This is a genomic window from Brevundimonas aurifodinae (assembly GCF_040195595.1).
Taxonomy (GTDB): Bacteria; Pseudomonadota; Alphaproteobacteria; order Caulobacterales; family Caulobacteraceae; genus Brevundimonas; species Brevundimonas aurifodinae.
On record NZ_JBEGDD010000002.1, the window covers coordinates 170,491 to 187,247 of the forward strand.

Genomic DNA, 16,757 nt, shown 5'->3' on the forward strand with positions numbered 1-16,757 from the left:
GTACTCGGTTCAGGACAGGGGAGAGGATCGGGGATCGCAGACGATCGACACCCGGGTTCCCGGGGCGGCGTCGGTGATGGCGATGGTGGCGCCGAGCTGGCCGGCGAGGGCCCGGATGATGCCGGTGCCCAGGCCTGGTTTGGCCTTCTCGAGATCTGCGGGCATGCCGACGCTGTCGTCCTGGACGCTCAGCGTCCAGCCGTCGCCCTGGGCGCGATAATCGACCGCGATGGTGCCGTCGCGGTCGCCCGGGAAGGCGTGCTTGAGGGCGTTGATGACCAGTTCGGTGACGATCAGCCCCAGGCTGACGGACTTGCCGGACGGGGCGATGCTGTCGTCGGCCGTGACGGTGAGACGGAGCTGGGTGTGATCCCGGATCATGGAATCGCCGATACTGCGGCACAGGTCGGTGAGATAGGTCCGCAGTTCGACGTCGCCCAGCGTCGATCCGGCCAGATGGCGCTGCACGGCGGCGACCGACAGGATGCGCTGGTGGGCGTCGCGCAGATGGTGCCGGCTCTCGTCGGAGCCGACCTTGCGGACGCCCTGCATCAGCACGCTGGCGATGATCTGCAGGCTGTTGGCGACACGGTGCTGGACCTCCTGAACCAGGATCGCCTTGTCGCGGATCAGCTCGTCCTTCTGGCGGTCGCTGGCGCGCAAGGCGGTGACGTCCGCGACGGTCAGCAGCAGGCGGACCCCGCGCTCGGGGTTATGGTGCAGCCTGCGGGCGTGAAGCACGAGGTGCCGGGCGGCCTTGCCCGACGGCTTGAGGTCCATCTCATAGGCCCGGATGTCCGCCTGGCCATACGCCGTGGCCTTCAGCAGCGACCAAAGCTGGGGCACGTTCCATTCCCCGCCGCCCAGGTCGGCCAGCCGACACCCCGGGACGTCGCCCGGATCGACGTCGAACTGTTCCAGAAAGGACTGGCTGGCCGCGACCACCTCGAGCTCGCCGTCTAGCAAAAGCACCGGCGCCACCGAAGCGGCGACCAGCGACAGCGCCAGATCGAGCGAAATATCGGGAACCGGGGCCGTCATGGTCGTCATTGCAGGCCGATCTCCAAGGGATGACGAACGCCGACCAGGCGGGTCAGAAAGCGTTGCTGCTCCAAACGATAGGGACGTGGCTGCTCCGCCGCCTTGATCCAGATCACCGATTCACGGGGTCGAAGATCCAGATGCGGTCCTTCAGAACAGGCGGGCTTCCGCTCCGGTCGCCAGGGGATCGGCGGCCATCGGACCCGCCGCGTCCCCCAGCGAGAAACACTCCGAGCGACTGCGGCTCTCATGAGCGCTGATGGCGCAGATCAGTTCGGGCTTGATCCGGAACACGGCCACCGAGTCAGTGGCCGGACAATAGACGCTGACGGCTGGCCAGCGCTTGAAGATCATCTGGTTGAGGCGTTCGATCTCTGCCGGATCGACGACTTCATGGGCATGGCCCGCCATAGACACGCCGACGGCGCCCTCGACGGCGGCGACGGTGTGGATGGACAGCGAGACGCGCGTGTCGGCCCTCAGGTTGGCCCGCTTCTGGCTTTCCTGTCCCGTCACGAAATACAGGTTCAGTCCCTCGTTGACATAGCCGACCGTGGTGACCTGGGGCCAGCCGTCGGGTCGGTTGACGCCGAGATTCATCAGCCGCTCTCGGGACATAAGCCCGACCACCGTTTCGACGGCGGAGCCGTGGATGGGGGGATAGGCCTGGCGGTCGCGGTCGGCGGTCATCGGTGTGATCTCCAGTCCATCTTCTGATAGGACCTCAGCGGCATCCCGACCTTGATCTGGCTCAAACGCGGACGGTCACACCTCGCCATCGGCATGGGCGCGAAGCAGGTCGGGTCGTTCGACGATCAGATCGCTCTGCGACGGCATGGAGATGATGCCTTTGGCCTTCATCCGGGTCAGGACGCGGCTGACGGTCTCGATCGTTAGTCCCAGGTAGTCGGCGATCTCGCCGCGCTTCATAGGCAGACGGACATGACCCGGGGCGGTCGGACGGGCGGGATCGTGGCCTGGCAAGTCGAGAAGGAAGGAGGCCAGCCGCTCGATGGCGGTCTTGCGCCCCAGCAGGAGCATCTGGTTCTGGGCGGCGGCGAGCTCGTGGGAGGTTCGGTGCAGAAGCATGTGTTCAAGAGGCGACGAACTTTCGACCAAGGCGCGGAAGGGCCCTTTGCGGAAGCGGCAGACCGTGGTGGGTTCAATGGCCTCGGCCGAGAAAACATAGTGTTCACCGATCGCTAGGCCGAGAAAGTCGCCAGCGAACAGAAAGCCCGTGATCTGGCGGCGTCCGTCGGGCAGAAGCTTGTAGACCCGCAGCGACCCGGAGGTGATGTTGAACACGTAGGGCGCGACATCGCCTTCGCGTGTCAGTACAGCACCGGCCTTCAGGGTGACGACTTCGGCGAGCGAGCCCAGGCGCACCAGATCGGCATCCGCCACGCTGCCGCATACGCTCAATGCCCGCGCGCCGCAGCTGTCGCAGTCGTTAGCCTTTGGCCGATCGGCACATCCCTGAGGAGGCGACCGCAACGCCAGTTCGGAGCTCTTGACAGCGATCATGCCGCAGGGGTGCGCTACCCGGGTCAGAAAAGCGAGTAAAATGATATTTTTGAATCAAATAGTAGCAGCAGAACCTCGCATGAAAATTTGTATATGGGTGAAAATAGATAGAGAATTCGAACGGCGGACTATTTATTGTGGCATGTGGCCGGTCTTATCGGCGTTGGTTTCATGAAGCTTTATTGCGGCAAAGCTTCGTGGGGCGGCTTTATATTCGCCTGACGTTTTTGTGGATGAGGCCGCCGTCGCGGGTGCAGGATGTCACGACGGACCTCGGACAGGATCGCCCTATCAGACGAGCCGATACAGGCTTTATCGGGCTTTCGACGCCTGAATAGACTTGAGATAGGCGATCAGATCGAGGTTCCCTGCCGGTGTCAGCTCGAACTGCGGCATACCAGGATCGGGGGTCACGATGCCCTCGGCGAAGGCTTCGGCGAACTGGTCCACGGGGTAGCGTCACCCGAGATCTCGCAGGCGCGGGGCCGTCGGCGACGGACTGTTTCCCGACGGGCCCGAGGCGTGACATCCCGAACATCGGGCCTGGACATAGGCCGCGCCGCGCAGAACGGATGCCGCATCGGGAGTGGCCAGCGATGACGGTCCTGACGGATCGGATGAGGCCCGGACCGTGTCCGGATGGGCGAAGGGCGCGCAGGCGGACAGAACCAGGACCAGGCCAAGAGCTGGGTTCGGGTTCACGGGCGGTCTCCGTCGCTATGGGCGACCATCCTGACGAGGCGATCGATGGCGACCTTTGATCCCGATCAATGCGCGCACGTCCTGCACGCGGTGAAATCGGCGTGAACAGGAGGCGATGCCATGACCCCCTTGCGACCCGGAAAGGATGTCGGATCTCCGCCTGCCGGTCGTCTCCCGACGTCACAGGTCCAGGGTCTGGTCCCGCGTCCTGACGTCCGGCGAGAGCGTCGTCCCGGCCTGCCCGACGTGGCCAGGGCGCTGTCGCTTGAACCCTTCGGCTTGAAGCGACGGGGTGCTGTCGTAGGGGTTGGCCCAAAGACCGACGCTGCGGGGTACGCGGTGCGGCTCGTCGATTCAGACGGTCGGGCGGGGGGCGAGATCGCGCTTCTGTCGATCGATGTCGCTGGCGCGCTGCGCGAAGTCTGCCTGCACTCTCCAGACCGCTCGGGCTTCGAGCTCTGGCAGGAGGGCAGGATGATCCTGAGATTCTATTGTCTGCCCGCCGAAGACGGGACGCCGGTGCAGCCCGTCTGAAACGCAGGAGACGGCCTTGAGGGACGATCCTTCCCAACCCCGGGATCGACCTGAACACCCTTGGACCTCGAAGTGTCTCAGGTCAGGGCGGGGGCGCGCACCCGACGAGGGCCGACAGGCCTCGGCGAAACCACGCCCCCCGGGTCTTTCGGGACGCCAATGGTCGCGTTGGGGGTCGCCAGGAGTGCGTCATACTCGACCAGATAGCGTCGGGCCATCGCCGTGGCTGAGAATCGCAGCTCGAACTGGGAGCGCACCGCCTTTCGATCCAGCCGCCAGGCCTGACGGGTCGCCGCGATGGCTTCGTCGAGGGTGTCGACGAGAAAGCCCGTCTTGCCGTCCTCGACGATCTCGCTGGTGGATCCGCAGCGGAAGGCGACCACGGGCGTCCCGCACGCCATCGCCTCGATCATCACCAGGCCGAAGGGCTCCGGCCAGTCGATCGGGAACAGCAAAGCCTCGGCGCCGCCCAGGAATTCGGACTTCTGGTGGTCGCCGATCTCGCCGATGAATTCGATCAGTGGATTGTTGTCGATCAGGGGCCTGATCGTGTCTTCGTAGTAGACGCGGTCGGCCGCATCCACCTTGGCCGCGATTTTCAGCCGCTTGCCCAGGCGGGTGGCGATCTCGATAGCGCGATCCGGGCGCTTCTCGGGCGAGATCCGCCCCAGAAAGGCGAGATAGCCGTCCGACCGGTCGGTCCAGTCATAGAGCTCCGCCGGCATGCCGTGGTGGACCGTGGCCTGCCAGTTGGCGGACGCCAGCGGGCGGCGCTGGTCGTCGGAGATCGACACCAGCCCATATTCCGGCCAGCGGCGGTAGACGTCCGCGAGATCCTTCATGTCCAGCCGGCCGTGCAGGGTCGTCAGCGTCTTGTGCGCCGAGGCTTGGAACATCGGGAACTGGATCATGTCGGTGTGGAAATGGATGACGTCGAACTCGTCGACGCGCTTCAGAACCTCCGACAGCATGGAAAGATGGGCCGCTAGATCCGACTTCAAGGGCGACGGATCCAGACGGATGGCCTGATCGCGCACCGGGACGAGCCTGGCGCGGGTTTGGGCGTCGGCGCTGGCGAACAGGGTCACGTCGTGGCCGAGGTCCACGAGGGCGTCGGTCAGGTGCGCGACCACGCGTTCGGTGCCCCCATAGAGACGAGGCGGCACGGCCTCATAAAGCGGCGTGACCTGGGCGATCCTCATCGGGCCGACCCTGCGTTCCGGGAGAAGGCGAGGCGCGCCCGCGTCTTGGCTGGCGGCTGGGCGGGGGGCAGGGATGTCATGACGCGCGGTTCCGTCGGTTGGGACGATCACCCTGCTCGCAGGATCGCGCCCGATCCTTGATCCCGATCAATGCGCGGCACTCGGCGAAGGGCCCAGGTGGCCCCGAACCGGAGCCCAGCCCATGACCTATGCGAGCCTGATGGTCTATGTCGACCAGGGAGAAGAGACCGAGGCGCGTGTCGCCCTGGCCTGCGATCTGGCCGAGAGGTTCGACGCGCGGGTGATCGGTATCTCCGCCAGTCAACTCGATGCGCCCCAGGTCGATCCGTATGCGGGCGGTGCCATGCTGGGCGAGATGCTCGGCCTGTTCCGCGATTTGGCCGAGTCCGACGTCAAACAGGCCGAGGCCACATTCTGGAAGGCTGCCGGAGCCCATGCCGGCCGCTGCGAATGGCGCGGGCGGGTCGGCTTTCCCTCCGATGTCGTGAGCCAGGAGGTCCGCGCCGCCGACCTACTGATCCTGGGCCGTCTCGATCCGGCGCGCGGCCCGCACCGGTCGATCGACCCCGGCGACGCCCTGATGGCCCTGGGGCGACCCGTACTGATCGTCCCGCCTACGCCTGTCAGGCTTCCGCAGGGAACGGCGGCGGTGGTGGCGTGGAAGGATTGCCGCGAGGCGCAGCGCGCGGTGGCCTGCGCCCTGCCGATGCTCAAGGCCTCGGCCCTGACCCATGTGATCGAGATCTGCGCCGCGGGCGGCATGGAGGAGGCCAGGGCCCGCACGAAGGACGTCGCCGCCTTCCTCGGACGCCATGACATCATCGCGAGCGCCCAGGTGCTCCAGGGCGACGGCGGCGGGCGGTCCAGCCAGATCCTGAAATTTGCCGACGACCATCAGGCGGGCCTGATCGTCGCCGGCGGCTACGGCCATGCCCGGATGCGCGAATGGGTGCTGGGCGGCGTCACCCATGGGCTGCTGGGCACGTCCCCCGTCTGCCTGTTGCTCAGTCATTGATGTTGGGGATCATGGAATTCCCCGACGCAGGCTCCCGATCAGCTGGTGTCCGATCGTGCAGCGGTGACCGCAGTCGCATTCCGGGCGGTTCAATGATGCCTCCAGCCCTTGGCGTGATCGATGAACGAGCCTGCGCACCTTGATCGACGACGTCACGGTGCCCACGGCCGGGCGCGGGGCTTGCGGCGTCTGTCGGCTCTACATCGGCGTCTGGCTGCGCTTCTTCGGCGAAGTGTCTTGGGAGGGACCGCAGGGCGAGTTCATCTACTGGCAGGGCCGCGTCGCGACCTGGGAAAGATCAGACCATGACTGACCACCGCATCGCCAGCGCCGGACACCGCGCCAAGGTCATGTCCGCCGAGGACGCCGCCCTGCTGATCGCGCCGGATACCACGGTGGGGCTCAGTGGCTTCACCGCCTCGGGTTATCCGACGGCCGTGCCGCTTGCGCTCGCGGCCCGGATCGAAGACGAGCACGCCGCCGGGCGGCCGTTCAAGCTGCGGATATGGACGGGCGCCTCGACCGGGCCCGAGCTGGACGGAGCGCTGGCCAAGGCCGACGGCATCGAGTTCCGGCTTCCTTACAACTCCGACCCCACCTGCCGCGACCGGATCAATCGCGGCGAGATGGCCTATTTCGACATGCATCTGAGCCAGGTCGCGCCGGTCGCCTGGCAGGGCTTCCTCGGCCCGCTCGACACAGCCATCATCCAGGTCACCGGCATCCGCGAGGACGGGGCGCTGATACCGGCCTCCTCGGTCGGCAACAACAAGACCTGGCTCGACAGGGCCGACCAGGTGATCCTGGAGGTCAACCGGTGGCAGAACCCCGAGCTTCTGGGGATGCACGACATCTATTACGGCACGGCCCTGCCGCCGAACCGAGTGCCGATCCCCCTGATCCGCGCCGGCGACCGCATCGGCGAGCCCTGCTTCCGCTGCGACCCGGACAAGATCGTGGCCATCGTCGAGACGGACCGGCCCGACCGCAACGCCGGTTTCACCGCGCCGGGTGCGGACGATCTGGCCATCGCCGGACATCTGCTGGAATTCCTCGAGCACGAGGTGTCGAAAGGCCGTCTGCCGCCGTCGCTGCTGCCGCTCCAGTCGGGCGTTGGCAATACGGCCAACGCCGTGCTGACCGGCCTGATCGACGCGCCCTTCGAGGACCTGAGCGCCTATACCGAGGTCATCCAGGACGGCATGATGGCGTTGATGGACAGCGGCAGGCTGCGCGTGGCCTCCTCGACCGCGCTCAGCCTCAGCCCCGAACTGACCGAGCGGGTCAATCGCGACATGGGCGCCTATCGCGACCGGATCATCCTCAGGCCACAGGAGATCAGCAACCACCCCGAGGTGATCCGACGCCTGGGCTGTATCGCCATGAACGGCATGATCGAGGCCGACATCTACGGCAATGTGAACTCGACCCACATCATGGGCTCGCGCATCCAGAGCGGCATCGGCGGCTCCGGCGACTTCGCCAGGAACGCCTATATCTCGATCTTCATGAGCGCCTCGACCGCCAAGGGCGGCAAGATCTCGACCCTGGTGCCCGCCGTCTCCCATGTCGATCACATCAATCAGGACGTCCAGGTCATCGTCACCGAACAGGGCCTGGCCGATCTTCGCGGCCTGTCGCCCAAACAGCGGGCGCGCGTCGTGATCGACACCTGCGCCCATCCGAGCTTCCGCCCGATGCTGGAGGACTATTACCAGCGCGCCTTCAAAGGCTCCTATGGCCTGCAGACGCCGATGCTGCTGGACGAGGCCCTGTCGTGGCACGCGCGCTTCGTTCGGACGGGGAGCATGGTCGCGAACTGACGGCCAGACCGCCTCAGGGCTTGGCGAGCGCCGTCAGGGCGGCCTCGATCCGCGCCATCTGGCCCTGGTTGAGCCTGAGACGGTCGTGCAGCCGCATGATCTCCAGCTCGGCGCGCAGATTGACCGTGTAGTCGTGCTCGGCCGCGAGACGGTCACGCACCGCCTGGCGCTTCTGGCTCATCATGATCACGGGGGCCTGCAGCGCCGCGACCGCCGATAGCATCAGGTTGAGGAAGATGAAGGGGTAGGGATCGAAGGCCGAGGCGAACCGCGCCAGGGCCAGGTTGAGGGCCGCCCAGCCGAGCAGGACGCCGCCGAACACGCCGATGAAGGTCCAGGACCCGCCGACGTCGGCGACGGTGTCGGCCAGCCGTTCCCAGAAGGTCCGGTCGTCGGTCTGCAGGGTGGGGCTGACGCCCGACGGCGCCTCGCTGATCATCAGGTCGACGACGCTCTTCTGGACCGGGCTCAGATCGGCGTAGGGCGTCCCGAGCAGGCCCTGGGAGAGCTCATCCTGGCGAATCTCGAGGGTCATGACGAGCGGGTCCGTTAGTGAAGGCGATCGGGCGTCGCCGTGGTGCTGAGAGCCGCTCCAGACACGGCGAGCGGCGCGCCGGCATTGATCTGGCGCAATCGGTCGCGCGGACGACCCGTCCCGGGCTAGGCGCGGTCGAGGTCCGGCTCGCGCCGGTCCGGCCCCATCCTGGCGGCCGCGACGGCGAGCACCCCGGCGACGCCTGCAGCGATCCACAGCCCGCCGACGCCGAGGCGGGAATAGCTCAGGGCACCCGCTAATCCGCCCGCGGCCAGTCCCATCCAGAGGAACAGATAGGGCGTCCAGCCGAACCGATCTCCGCCCAGCAGGGCGGCGGTGATCTTCTGACCCAGCTTGACCAGGGTGCCGGTCATATAGGTCAGGCCGATCCGGACCTCGCCGTTCAGTTCGAACACGGCGTTCTCGGCTCCCATGGCCAGGGCCATGGCGACCGCCGCCAGCAGCGGTTGGTCGGCCGCGCTCAGCCCGGCCGCGCAGGCGAGCAGCAGGGTGACCAGGACGAGGACGGCGGGCTGGCGGCGGGCAAGGCACAGATGGCCGGTGAGCGAGCCGAGGATGACGCCGACGACGAAGGTCACGAGCAGGTCCGCCGCCAGCGCCGCTTCCGGAGACCCTTCAGCCAGGCTGACCCCCAAACGGGTGGTGTTGCCGCTCATGAAGGAGACGAAGAACCCGCCCAGATGGATGTAGGCTATGGCGTCCACGAAGCCCGCGAGGGCCGAGAGACAGGTCGCCAGGGTCCGGGCGCGGGCGGTGTAGAGGTTCATCGGCCTGGTCCAAGCCGGCTCGCGGGTGCCAGGCAGGGCCGTTTATTGGTCCGGCCGCGGCGGGAGCCATCCTCTGGCCTCGCGATGCAGAAGAAGGGTTGGTCGGCATCGCCGGACCACAGCGGTTCCGTGGCGCGAACTCAGTCGATCTCTGGCTACGGTTTGCTCGTTCCACCGCCGGCCGCGCGCAAAGTATCGAGGTAAGCCGTCAGGTCGTGGATCTCATTGGCCCGGAACACATAGGGGGGCATGGCGGGATGGGTCGTGACCAGCCCCTGTTCGAAGGCGCGCGCCAGATCGTCGGAGCCCCGGCGCTGGACAATCTCCCTGAATGGTGGGGCGATGGCGCGCGGACTGTCGCCGGCGGGGTCGATGGCGTGGCAACTCGCGCATCCCAGCAGGGCGATGGCGCGGCCCCGCGACGCGGCCTCGAGATCCATGGCGGTCGACATGGCGGGCGCTGTCAGGGCCGCCTGGCCTGCGCCCGTATCCGGCGCGGTCGTGGCGACAGGGGTGCAGGCGCCCAGGAGGAGGACGCCGATGATCTTGAAAGCTCGCATGACAGGACTCCGGCGCTTGAATCTTCAGTTGACCGGCCCGGAGGGTTGCGGTCCTTGACTCAGGTCAAACGTCACCAGAGGGCGCTCGACCGGCGGCGGGGACCAGAACAGGCTGGGCAGAACGGCGACGTTGGTGGCGAGCACCTGGGCCGCCACTTCGAGGGACTGGCCCAGCGGCCGGATCAGACAAAGGGTCTCGCACCCCACGGCGACGGACAGACGCACGACCTCCGAAATCAGTTCGGACGCCACGCGGCGGGCGTCGAGCACATCGAAGCCGACCAGATGTTCGATCTGCAGGCTTCTGCGCCCGTCGGGCTGGTCGGTCAGGACATAGACCACGAGCCCACAAGGCCGGGCCTCGAGATCGCGCGCCAGAAGCACGCCGCCCGCGCGCGCCAGGCCTTCAGCGTCAGGCCGGCGTCGCACAGCCGGGCGAGGACATAGGCCTCGTCGATGTCGCTGCTCGACAGGAGCTGGATGGAGACGCAAGCCATGCGCTATTCAGGCGATCCTTCGCGATCGGGCCTTGATCTGGGTCAAGCGGCGAGCCGCGCGCTGAGACCAGGGAGCGGAACGCCCCCGATGGAAGGCATGGCGGAGCCGTCTATCGACGCGGTGCCAAGGGCCTGGGAAATGGTCGCATCCAGAGGCAGGTCGCGCGGGCGATCCCCGGCCGGAGCTGTGCGCAGCAAGTGCAAAGACGGACTCTACAGGCCGGCCACCATGAGCATCGCCGACGCGCCGCGTTCGGCGCCGTCCGATCCCCGTCGCATGAAGGCGAACAGCTCACGGCCCGTGCCGACCGCCTCGGCATGTGGGAGCTCCGGGCTTCGCGCTTGCCATTCGGCGGTCTCTACCAGAGCCGCCAACTCGCCGCGCACGGCGCAGATGCGGACATGATCACCGTCACGGAGCCGCCCGATCGGACCGCCGGTCTGGGCTTCGGGGGTTACGTGGATCGCCGATGGGACCTTGCCGGACGCGCCGGACATGCGTCCGTCCGTAAGAAGCGCGACCTGATGCCCTCGATCCTGCAACACGCCAAGAGAGGGCGTCAGCTTGTGCAGTTCAGGCATCCCGTTCGCCTGCGGCCCCTGGAACCGCACCACGATGATCACGTCACGGTTCAACTTGTCCGCCTTAAAGGCGGCAAGAACATCATCCTGATCCTGAAAGATCGCAACCGGGGCCTCGATCGTGAGCCTGGAAGTGTCTACCGCGCTGGTCTTGATGACCGCGCGGCCCAGATTACCCGTCAGCAGACGCATGCCGCCGTCCGGACTGAACGGCGCGCCGACAGGCCTCAGGATTGATTCGTCTCGCGAAGCCTCGTGAGGATCGATCCAGGTCAGGGCGTCGTTCTCAAGAGTCGGGGAGGTGGCGTAACGTGAGAGATCATCGCCCGCGACCGTCAGGACGTCCTGATGAAGCAGGCCTGCAGCAAGGAGTTCGCGAATGACGAAAGCCATGCCGCCGGCGGCGTGGAAATCGTTCACGTCACTCGAGCCGCTCGGATAGATGCGCGTGATCAGTGGGACGGCCTGGGACAGCGTGTCGAAATCCTCCCAGTCGATCGTGATGCCGGCCGCGCGGGCGATCGCCGGGAGGTGCAGGGTGTGATTGGTGGAACCACCGGTGGCGAGAAGACCCACTGCCGCGTTCACGATTGCTTTCTCATCAATGCAACGTCCGAGCGGACGGTAGTCGTCGCCGTCCCAACCGATGGCGACGACCCGGTGCGCCGCCGCCCGCGTCAGCTCCTGGCGCAGCCGCGTGCCCGGACTGACGAAGGCTGCGCCGGGCATGTGCAGCCCCATCACCTCCATCATCATCTGGTTGGAGTTGGCGGTACCGTAGAAGGTGCAGGTGCCGGGCGCGTGATAACTGGCGGCCTCCGCCTCCAGGAGTTCCGCCTTGTCCGCCTTGCCCTCCGAGTACAGTTGGCGGACCCGAGCCTTTTCCCTGTTCGGGAGACCCGAGGGCATCGGGCCCCCCGGCACCAGGATCATGGGCAGATGCCCGAAGCGGAGGGCTCCCATCAGCAGGCCGGGGACGATCTTGTCGCAAATTCCCAGAAGCAGGGCACCTTCGAACATCGCGTGGCTGAGCGCGACGGCCGTGCTCAGCGCGATGGTGTCCCGGCTGAACAGCGACAGTTCCATCCCGCTCTGGCCTTGGGTGACGCCATCGCACATCGCTGAAACGCCGCCCGCCACCTGGGCCGTCGCGCCGACCTCGCGGGCGGCGATCTTCAGGATTTCGGGATAGCGGCCGTAAGGCTGATGCGCCGACAGCATGTCGTTGTAGGCGGTGACGATACCGATATTGGGCGACCGACCGGCTCGGATAACGGGCTTGTCCTCGCCCGAAGCGGCGAAGGCGTGGGCGATGTTTCCGCAGGACAAGGCCTTGCGGTTCACTCCATGTTCGCGCTGAGCGGCGATGAGGGCGAGATAGGACGCCCGGCCCTTGCGGCTGCGGCCGATCACGCGGTCGGTCACTGCGGACACGGTGCGATTGAGTTGGTTCATCGTAGGGGGCGTCTGCTCCGGCATGGGGCGGCGTTTCGACTGAGAGTCCGCCGCAGGTACGAGCCTGTAGGCCCGCCCAAGGCCTGCGCCATTGATCCAGGTCAAGGGCGAGCGCCGGCGGGGCCTTGATCTCGGTCAAGGGCCGTGGCTTGCCCGCCTGACCCTTTACGCCGACCCTCGATTGTCAGGCTTCGGCCGCGCCGCGCATCAGTTCCCGCCTTCGCGACCGCCTACCGCCCTGAGAATATCCGCCAGTGGCTGTCCGCGTAGTCGGCATCGGGCGATCACCCGGTGATGATTGACGACCCGTCGGCTGTGCCCGCGCACTGCAGGACAGGTGAGCGAGGTGCCACGGTCAGGCGCACACGCCGCTCCGGTCGGTCCGGCCGGTCGCGCTTCGCAGTTCGAACGCTTTGTAATCCGCAAGCCGGACCTCGGTCCGAGTTCACGGATCCGTGCTCGGACCGACGCACAAGCTGTCGCCGTCCGCGACATAGTGGACCAGGCCGGTGAAGACCGTGCCGTCCCGTTGCGGAAGGGGGGCCTCGCAGGGGTCGGCCCAGGCGGTGGCCGGAGCGACGACGAGCCCGGACAGGAGGAGGAGCCAATTCATCGATCCAAAATGAAGCAGGCTGGTCGGGTCGTCAAACATAGGGGCCGATCCTGAAGCGGGAAAGGAAGGGCGCGGGCGGTCGATCGCTCCACGGAGGAGCGGAACCCCCGGAGGCTGCCATGAGATCGATACCCACCTATTCGCCGCAAGAGACCCGCCTTTCGCAGGAGCCTTTCCGACCGAAGCCTACGGCGTCGACCCTGGACGCCCTGGACGATCACACCTTGCTCGGCCTGTTGCTCGATCGCGTGCTGGAGGCTCCGGACGCGGAAAGGATTGCGTCAGATCTCCTCGACCGGTTCGGCAGCCTGGGCGACATCGCGGCGGCGGATGTCCCGGAACTCGGTAAGGTGACGGGCGTGCGCCCGGCGGTGATCATGGAGCTGAAGCTGCTTCGTCAGCTGAGCATCCGACTTGCGCGGAGCGCGGCGTGCTGCCGTCCCGTCCTGTCGTCCTGGGAGGCCCTGCGGACCTATGCGGTCACTGCCCTGGCCCATCTGCCGAGGGAGCAGTTTCGCGCGCTGTACCTTGACCGACGCAACATCCTTCTCCGTGACGAAACCGTCGCTGACGGGAGTGTCGATCACGCCCCCGTCTATCCGCGGGAAGTCATCCGGCGGGCGCTCGAAGTCTCCGCCTCGGCCATGATCCTGATCCACAACCATCCGTCCGGCGATCCGACCCCATCCCAGGCCGACATCACCGTGACGCGTCAGATCGTGGACGCGGCCAAGGTCTTCGGCCTGCCCGTGCATGATCATCTGATCGTCGGCCGGGAAGGCACGGCGAGCCTGCGGGCCCTGGGCCTGATGTGAGGCCGTCATGACCTTGCACAAGCTTGTCGCCGCGCTGGGTGGCGACCTCTATGCTGGCGGGTACCGGGCCAACGTCCCGGCACCGGGCCACAGAGGCATGGACCGGTCAGTGTCGCTCCTGCTGACGGAGGGACGTGTCGTCATACATGGCTTCGGGGGCGCGGACTGGCGCAGCGTCAGGGATTGGCTGCGCGATCAGGGCTTCATCGACGCCCAGGGTCGGCTGGCCGATGGCGGCCAAGGCCCTCCGGAGCGGACCAGACCGGATTGTACGCTGCGACACGAGACGGCCTCGCGGCTCTGGGAGGGTGGCCTTGCGTTGCAGCAGGGAACGCTCGCCCGACGACACCTTGCCCTGCGCGCGGTGGCGGGTGGGGCGAAAATGCATAATCTGCGACATCATCCAGCCGCCCCGACCTCGGTCTATCAGCCCGGCCGTCACACCCGTCCGGCGCTCATGGCCCGGATCAGCGACGACGCGGACCGGCTGACGGCCGTAGAGCTGACCTATCTCGATCCGAACGGGAGGCGCGCGTCAGGGCTTCGTCTGTCGCGCAAGACGGTCGGTCATGTTCCGGTCGGAGCCGCTGTCCGGCTCGCCCCAGCCGCGCCCCAGATGCTCGTCGGGGAGGGCGTGGTCACGACCCTGGCGGCGATGCAGCACTTCGACCTGCCGGGCTGGTCGCTTCGATCGGCCAACAATCTGGCGGCCTGGACGCCCCCCGACGGCGTCCGCCATGTGTTGATCGCCGCAGACAACGGACCCGTCGGGATCGGCGCTGCGGCCCGACTGAGGATGCGTCTGACGCGCGCGGGCGTGTCCGCCAGAGTTGGCGCACCCGATCATCCGTTCGCGGACTGGAGCGAGGCTGCCGTCGCGGTGGCCGAGGCCGGGAGAGTGGAGGAAGGGCGCTGAGGGGTGCCGGAGCGGCGGGGATGGCCCCGTCGGCCGGCGGGAGATCTTCCATGACCGACCTCGTTCCCGTCATCACCCCCGCCGTCGTCGTCGCGCGCGACGAACGAACGGTGCCCCTGCGCAGTCTCGGGATCGCGCGCGAGAACCTGCGCTTCAATCAACCGCCGGACGACGACATTCCTGTCCTCGCAGCGACCTTGAAGGCCGCCGGACAGCTGGAACGGCTCACCGTGCGTCCCGGACGCGGTCGCAAGGAGCAGGGCTTCATGGCGCTGAACGGTCGTCGTCGCCTGTTGGCGCTGGGATTGCTGCTGGAGGCTGGAGAGATCGACGGCGATCATCCGGTCGAGGTCTATGTCGAGACCGATACGGCGCGCCAGGCCGCCGCCGTCCTGCTGACCAACACCGCGGTTCCCGTCCATGTCGCTGACATCATCATCGCCATTGGCCGAATGCTGAAAGCCAAGCTGACCATCGAGACCATGGCCCGAGCGCTCGGCTATGCGGAGATCGAGATCCGCCGCCTGGCCGCTCTGTCCGGACTGCCCTCGGCCGCGCTTGAGGCCCTCAAAACGGGACGACTGACCCTCAAACAGGCACGGTCCCTGGCGCGGCTCACGAACCGCAAGGAACAGGTCGAACTCGCCGAGGCCGCCCTGGCCGGATACGGCTTCCAGGACTGGCGGATCACCGAGCGTCTCGGCGCGGGCAGGGTCACGATCCGCGACCGGCGGTGCGCCCTGGTGTCCCCTGAGCAGTATGCGGACGCGGGCGGTCGGATCGAGACCGACCTGTTCGACGAACTGCCGGCGGTGCTGCTGGATCCCGACACCTTGTCGCAGCTCTGGCTCGCGCGCGTCCGCGCCATCGCGATGACGTTCGAGGCCGAGGGTATCGATGTCCACGTCACCGCCGGGGCCGAGCCGGAGATGCCCGAGGACCTGGAGCCGCTCGGTTATCGCAGCAACGGGCTCGATGAGGGGGAACTGGTGGCCTGGCGCGAGGCCCGGGACCGGTATCTTGAGGCGGTCGATGGGGCGCGTGACGCCGACATCACCACCGACCAGACGGACGACCTTCTGGTCGGCCTGATCCGGGCCAAGATCGCCCTCGACCAGGCCGGTGTCGGAGGACGCGCGGTGTCGGCGGCGATCGTCTGGCCGGCCGCATCCTGCGGCATCGATCTGCGGTGCTACGCACCGGTGGAACCGGAGCCGGCAATCGATCCGGACGTGGACGCCAGGGAGGGGGACGCGATGACCCTGACGGTCCGATCGTCCCATTATGAGGCTCCGCGCGTCGAAGCTCCGGTGCCCGAGACCGACGGCGTCACCCACGCCCTGCATGCTGTCCGGACCGATGTCGCGACGCGCGGTCTGATCCGGGCCCTGGCGGACGATCCGGGGGCGGCGCTCGCCGTTCTGATCGCGCGCCTGTTTTCGGTGCTGGTGGCGGGGGTGAATGCCGCCCGATCCGACTCGATCTCGACGGTCACGGCCACGCCGTTCGGATCGCGGACCGACCCTGCGATCGAGACGCTCGACGGGGTCGTGCGCGAGCGGCTCGATGCGCGCCGGGCGGCCTGGCAGGCCTCTGGCCAGACCGTCCTCGGCTGGGTGGGCGCTCTGCCCCACGGCGAGAAGATGGCGTTCCTGGCCGAACTGACCGCCATCAGCCTGGATGGGCGGGAGGCGCGAACGGACCTGATCCGCAATCGGGCCAGGGCCGAGGCCGCGGAGGTCGCCGATCTGGTGGGGGCCGACATCGCCCACTACTGGACCCCCGACGTCCGTTTCCTGCGCCCCCATTCCAAGACTCTGCTCCTGGGCATGCTGGTCGAAATGCAGGTCGAGGACGTCCGGGCCGGGTCGCTGAAGAAGGACGAACTGGTCGATTGGGTCGCCGAACAGGCCGCCTCGCACGCCTGGGCGCCCTCCAACCTGTCGTGGTCGCTTGGAGCCGACGAGCCCGGTCTGGATCCGAGCGCTGAGGACGAGACCGTCGCGACCGGCAACGGCGGGTCTGACCTCCCGGTCGACGGTCCGGACGACGACCTGGGCGACGGATCCGGAGCCTTCGTCGTCACGCCTGCGGGCGAGGCGGTGTTGGAGACCGCCGCCGCCTGATCGATCTC

At 67.3% G+C, this 16,757-nt stretch carries 19 protein-coding genes; 7 read left to right on the forward strand and 12 right to left on the reverse strand.

Translation table 11 applies throughout. The features are described from left to right. Nucleotides 1-9 precede the first annotated feature (9 nt). From ABN401_RS03265 to ABN401_RS03280, 4 genes are all read right to left on the reverse strand, one after another. Complete coding sequence (locus ABN401_RS03265) at nucleotides 10-1,050, reverse strand: sensor histidine kinase (RefSeq protein WP_349683404.1); 1,041 nt, start codon at nucleotides 1,048-1,050, stop codon at nucleotides 10-12. A 141-nt stretch (nucleotides 1,051-1,191) separates the two neighbouring features. Then, nucleotides 1,192-1,731 (reverse strand): pyridoxamine 5'-phosphate oxidase family protein, encoded by a 540-nt coding sequence (locus tag ABN401_RS03270; protein ID WP_349683405.1) that lies wholly within the window; start codon nucleotides 1,729-1,731, stop codon nucleotides 1,192-1,194. A gap of 75 nt (nucleotides 1,732-1,806) precedes the next feature. Beyond that, nucleotides 1,807-2,445 carry a cyclic nucleotide-binding domain-containing protein gene (locus tag ABN401_RS03275; protein WP_349683406.1) on the reverse strand — a complete coding sequence of 213 codons (639 nt, stop codon included), beginning with the start codon at nucleotides 2,443-2,445 and terminating at the stop codon, nucleotides 1,807-1,809. A 432-nt stretch (nucleotides 2,446-2,877) separates the two neighbouring features. Continuing rightward, nucleotides 2,878-3,015, reverse strand: coding sequence for a hypothetical protein (locus tag ABN401_RS03280; RefSeq protein ID WP_349683407.1), 138 nt, complete (start codon nucleotides 3,013-3,015; stop codon nucleotides 2,878-2,880). A gap of 591 nt (nucleotides 3,016-3,606) precedes the next feature. Between ABN401_RS03280 and ABN401_RS03285 the strand changes: the two genes are divergently transcribed. Then, entirely contained in the window at nucleotides 3,607-3,801 is a 195-nt protein-coding gene (locus tag ABN401_RS03285; protein WP_349683408.1) for a hypothetical protein, read from the forward strand. Nucleotides 3,802-3,878: 77 nt separating this feature from the next. Here ABN401_RS03285 and ABN401_RS03290 read toward each other — a convergent pair whose 3' ends face one another. Then, a complete protein-coding gene (locus ABN401_RS03290; RefSeq protein WP_349683409.1) occupies nucleotides 3,879-5,003 on the reverse strand; it encodes a glycosyltransferase family 4 protein in 1,125 nt (374 codons plus the stop codon). Between the two features lie 202 nt (nucleotides 5,004-5,205). On the opposite strand from ABN401_RS03290, the gene ABN401_RS03295 reads away from it, so the two are divergent. The 3 genes from ABN401_RS03295 (at nucleotide 5,206) to scpC (ending at nucleotide 7,862) form a co-directional block, all read left to right on the forward strand. Further along, nucleotides 5,206-6,039, forward strand: a complete 834-nt coding sequence (locus tag ABN401_RS03295; protein WP_349683410.1) for a universal stress protein — start codon at nucleotides 5,206-5,208, stop codon at nucleotides 6,037-6,039. A gap of 139 nt (nucleotides 6,040-6,178) precedes the next feature. Next, entirely contained in the window at nucleotides 6,179-6,352 is a 174-nt protein-coding gene (locus tag ABN401_RS03300) for a hypothetical protein (RefSeq protein ID WP_349683411.1), read from the forward strand. Further along, nucleotides 6,345-7,862, forward strand: coding sequence for a succinyl-CoA:acetate CoA-transferase ScpC (scpC, locus tag ABN401_RS03305; protein WP_349683412.1), 1,518 nt, complete (start codon nucleotides 6,345-6,347; stop codon nucleotides 7,860-7,862). The genes ABN401_RS03300 and scpC overlap by 8 nt, the downstream gene beginning before the upstream one ends. 13 nt (nucleotides 7,863-7,875) lie before the next feature. Here the strand turns inward: scpC and ABN401_RS03310 are convergent, their stop codons facing one another. The 7 genes from ABN401_RS03310 to ABN401_RS03340 form a co-directional block, all read right to left on the reverse strand. After that, nucleotides 7,876-8,397, reverse strand: coding sequence for a DUF1003 domain-containing protein (locus ABN401_RS03310; RefSeq protein ID WP_349683413.1), 522 nt, complete (start codon nucleotides 8,395-8,397; stop codon nucleotides 7,876-7,878). Nucleotides 8,398-8,522: 125 nt separating this feature from the next. After that, on the reverse strand, nucleotides 8,523-9,185 hold the full coding sequence (locus ABN401_RS03315) for a YoaK family protein (protein WP_349683414.1): 663 nt from the start codon (nucleotides 9,183-9,185) through the stop codon (nucleotides 8,523-8,525). A 155-nt stretch (nucleotides 9,186-9,340) separates the two neighbouring features. After that, nucleotides 9,341-9,745 (reverse strand): c-type cytochrome, encoded by a 405-nt coding sequence (locus ABN401_RS03320; RefSeq protein WP_349683415.1) that lies wholly within the window; start codon nucleotides 9,743-9,745, stop codon nucleotides 9,341-9,343. A gap of 24 nt (nucleotides 9,746-9,769) precedes the next feature. Continuing rightward, nucleotides 9,770-10,087, reverse strand: a complete 318-nt coding sequence (locus ABN401_RS03325) for a hypothetical protein (RefSeq protein WP_349683416.1) — start codon at nucleotides 10,085-10,087, stop codon at nucleotides 9,770-9,772. Beyond that, on the reverse strand, nucleotides 10,072-10,242 hold the full coding sequence (locus ABN401_RS03330) for a hypothetical protein (protein ID WP_349683417.1): 171 nt from the start codon (nucleotides 10,240-10,242) through the stop codon (nucleotides 10,072-10,074). Before ABN401_RS03330 ends, ABN401_RS03325 begins: the two co-directional genes overlap by 16 nt. A 213-nt stretch (nucleotides 10,243-10,455) precedes the next feature. Beyond that, complete coding sequence (edd, locus tag ABN401_RS03335; RefSeq protein ID WP_349683418.1) at nucleotides 10,456-12,279, reverse strand: phosphogluconate dehydratase; 1,824 nt, start codon at nucleotides 12,277-12,279, stop codon at nucleotides 10,456-10,458. 445 nt (nucleotides 12,280-12,724) lie between these two features. After that, nucleotides 12,725-12,892, reverse strand: a complete 168-nt coding sequence (locus ABN401_RS03340) for a hypothetical protein (RefSeq protein WP_349683419.1) — start codon at nucleotides 12,890-12,892, stop codon at nucleotides 12,725-12,727. 119 nt (nucleotides 12,893-13,011) lie between these two features. Here ABN401_RS03340 and radC point away from each other — a divergent pair, with 119 nt between their 5' ends. From radC to ABN401_RS03355, 3 genes are read left to right on the forward strand one after another with little or no spacing between them, the layout of a single operon-like run. Next, the gene (gene radC / locus ABN401_RS03345; protein ID WP_349683420.1) at nucleotides 13,012-13,707 is read left to right on the forward strand and encodes a RadC family protein; all 696 of its coding nucleotides are present in this window, start codon (nucleotides 13,012-13,014) and stop codon (nucleotides 13,705-13,707) included. A gap of 7 nt (nucleotides 13,708-13,714) precedes the next feature. Next, nucleotides 13,715-14,623 carry a DUF7146 domain-containing protein gene (locus ABN401_RS03350; protein WP_349683421.1) on the forward strand — a complete coding sequence of 303 codons (909 nt, stop codon included), beginning with the start codon at nucleotides 13,715-13,717 and terminating at the stop codon, nucleotides 14,621-14,623. Nucleotides 14,624-14,673: 50 nt separating this feature from the next. Beyond that, nucleotides 14,674-16,749, forward strand: coding sequence for a ParB/RepB/Spo0J family partition protein (locus ABN401_RS03355; RefSeq protein WP_349683422.1), 2,076 nt, complete (start codon nucleotides 14,674-14,676; stop codon nucleotides 16,747-16,749). Nucleotides 16,750-16,757: the final 8 nt, after the last annotated feature.

Excerpts from the sequence above, each read along its gene's own strand:
- edd (WP_349683418.1), bottom strand. The coding sequence starts at position 12,279 with ATGAACCAACTCAATCGCACCGTGTCCGCAGTGACCGACCGCGTGATC.
- radC (WP_349683420.1), top strand. The coding sequence starts at position 13,012 with ATGAGATCGATACCCACCTATTCGCCGCAAGAGACCCGCCTTTCGCAG.
- ABN401_RS03350 (WP_349683421.1), top strand. The coding sequence starts at position 13,715 with ATGACCTTGCACAAGCTTGTCGCCGCGCTGGGTGGCGACCTCTATGCT.
- ABN401_RS03355 (WP_349683422.1), top strand. The coding sequence starts at position 14,674 with ATGACCGACCTCGTTCCCGTCATCACCCCCGCCGTCGTCGTCGCGCGC.
- ABN401_RS03290 (WP_349683409.1), bottom strand. The coding sequence starts at position 5,003 with ATGAGGATCGCCCAGGTCACGCCGCTTTATGAGGCCGTGCCGCCTCGT.
- ABN401_RS03265 (WP_349683404.1), bottom strand. The coding sequence starts at position 1,050 with ATGACGACCATGACGGCCCCGGTTCCCGATATTTCGCTCGATCTGGCG.
- ABN401_RS03270 (WP_349683405.1), bottom strand. The coding sequence starts at position 1,731 with ATGACCGCCGACCGCGACCGCCAGGCCTATCCCCCCATCCACGGCTCC.
- ABN401_RS03330 (WP_349683417.1), bottom strand. The coding sequence starts at position 10,242 with ATGGCTTGCGTCTCCATCCAGCTCCTGTCGAGCAGCGACATCGACGAG.
- ABN401_RS03295 (WP_349683410.1), top strand. The coding sequence starts at position 5,206 with ATGACCTATGCGAGCCTGATGGTCTATGTCGACCAGGGAGAAGAGACC.
- ABN401_RS03340 (WP_349683419.1), bottom strand. The coding sequence starts at position 12,892 with ATGAATTGGCTCCTCCTCCTGTCCGGGCTCGTCGTCGCTCCGGCCACC.
- ABN401_RS03320 (WP_349683415.1), bottom strand. The coding sequence starts at position 9,745 with ATGCGAGCTTTCAAGATCATCGGCGTCCTCCTCCTGGGCGCCTGCACC.
- scpC (WP_349683412.1), top strand. The coding sequence starts at position 6,345 with ATGACTGACCACCGCATCGCCAGCGCCGGACACCGCGCCAAGGTCATG.
- ABN401_RS03310 (WP_349683413.1), bottom strand. The coding sequence starts at position 8,397 with ATGACCCTCGAGATTCGCCAGGATGAGCTCTCCCAGGGCCTGCTCGGG.
- ABN401_RS03315 (WP_349683414.1), bottom strand. The coding sequence starts at position 9,185 with ATGAACCTCTACACCGCCCGCGCCCGGACCCTGGCGACCTGTCTCTCG.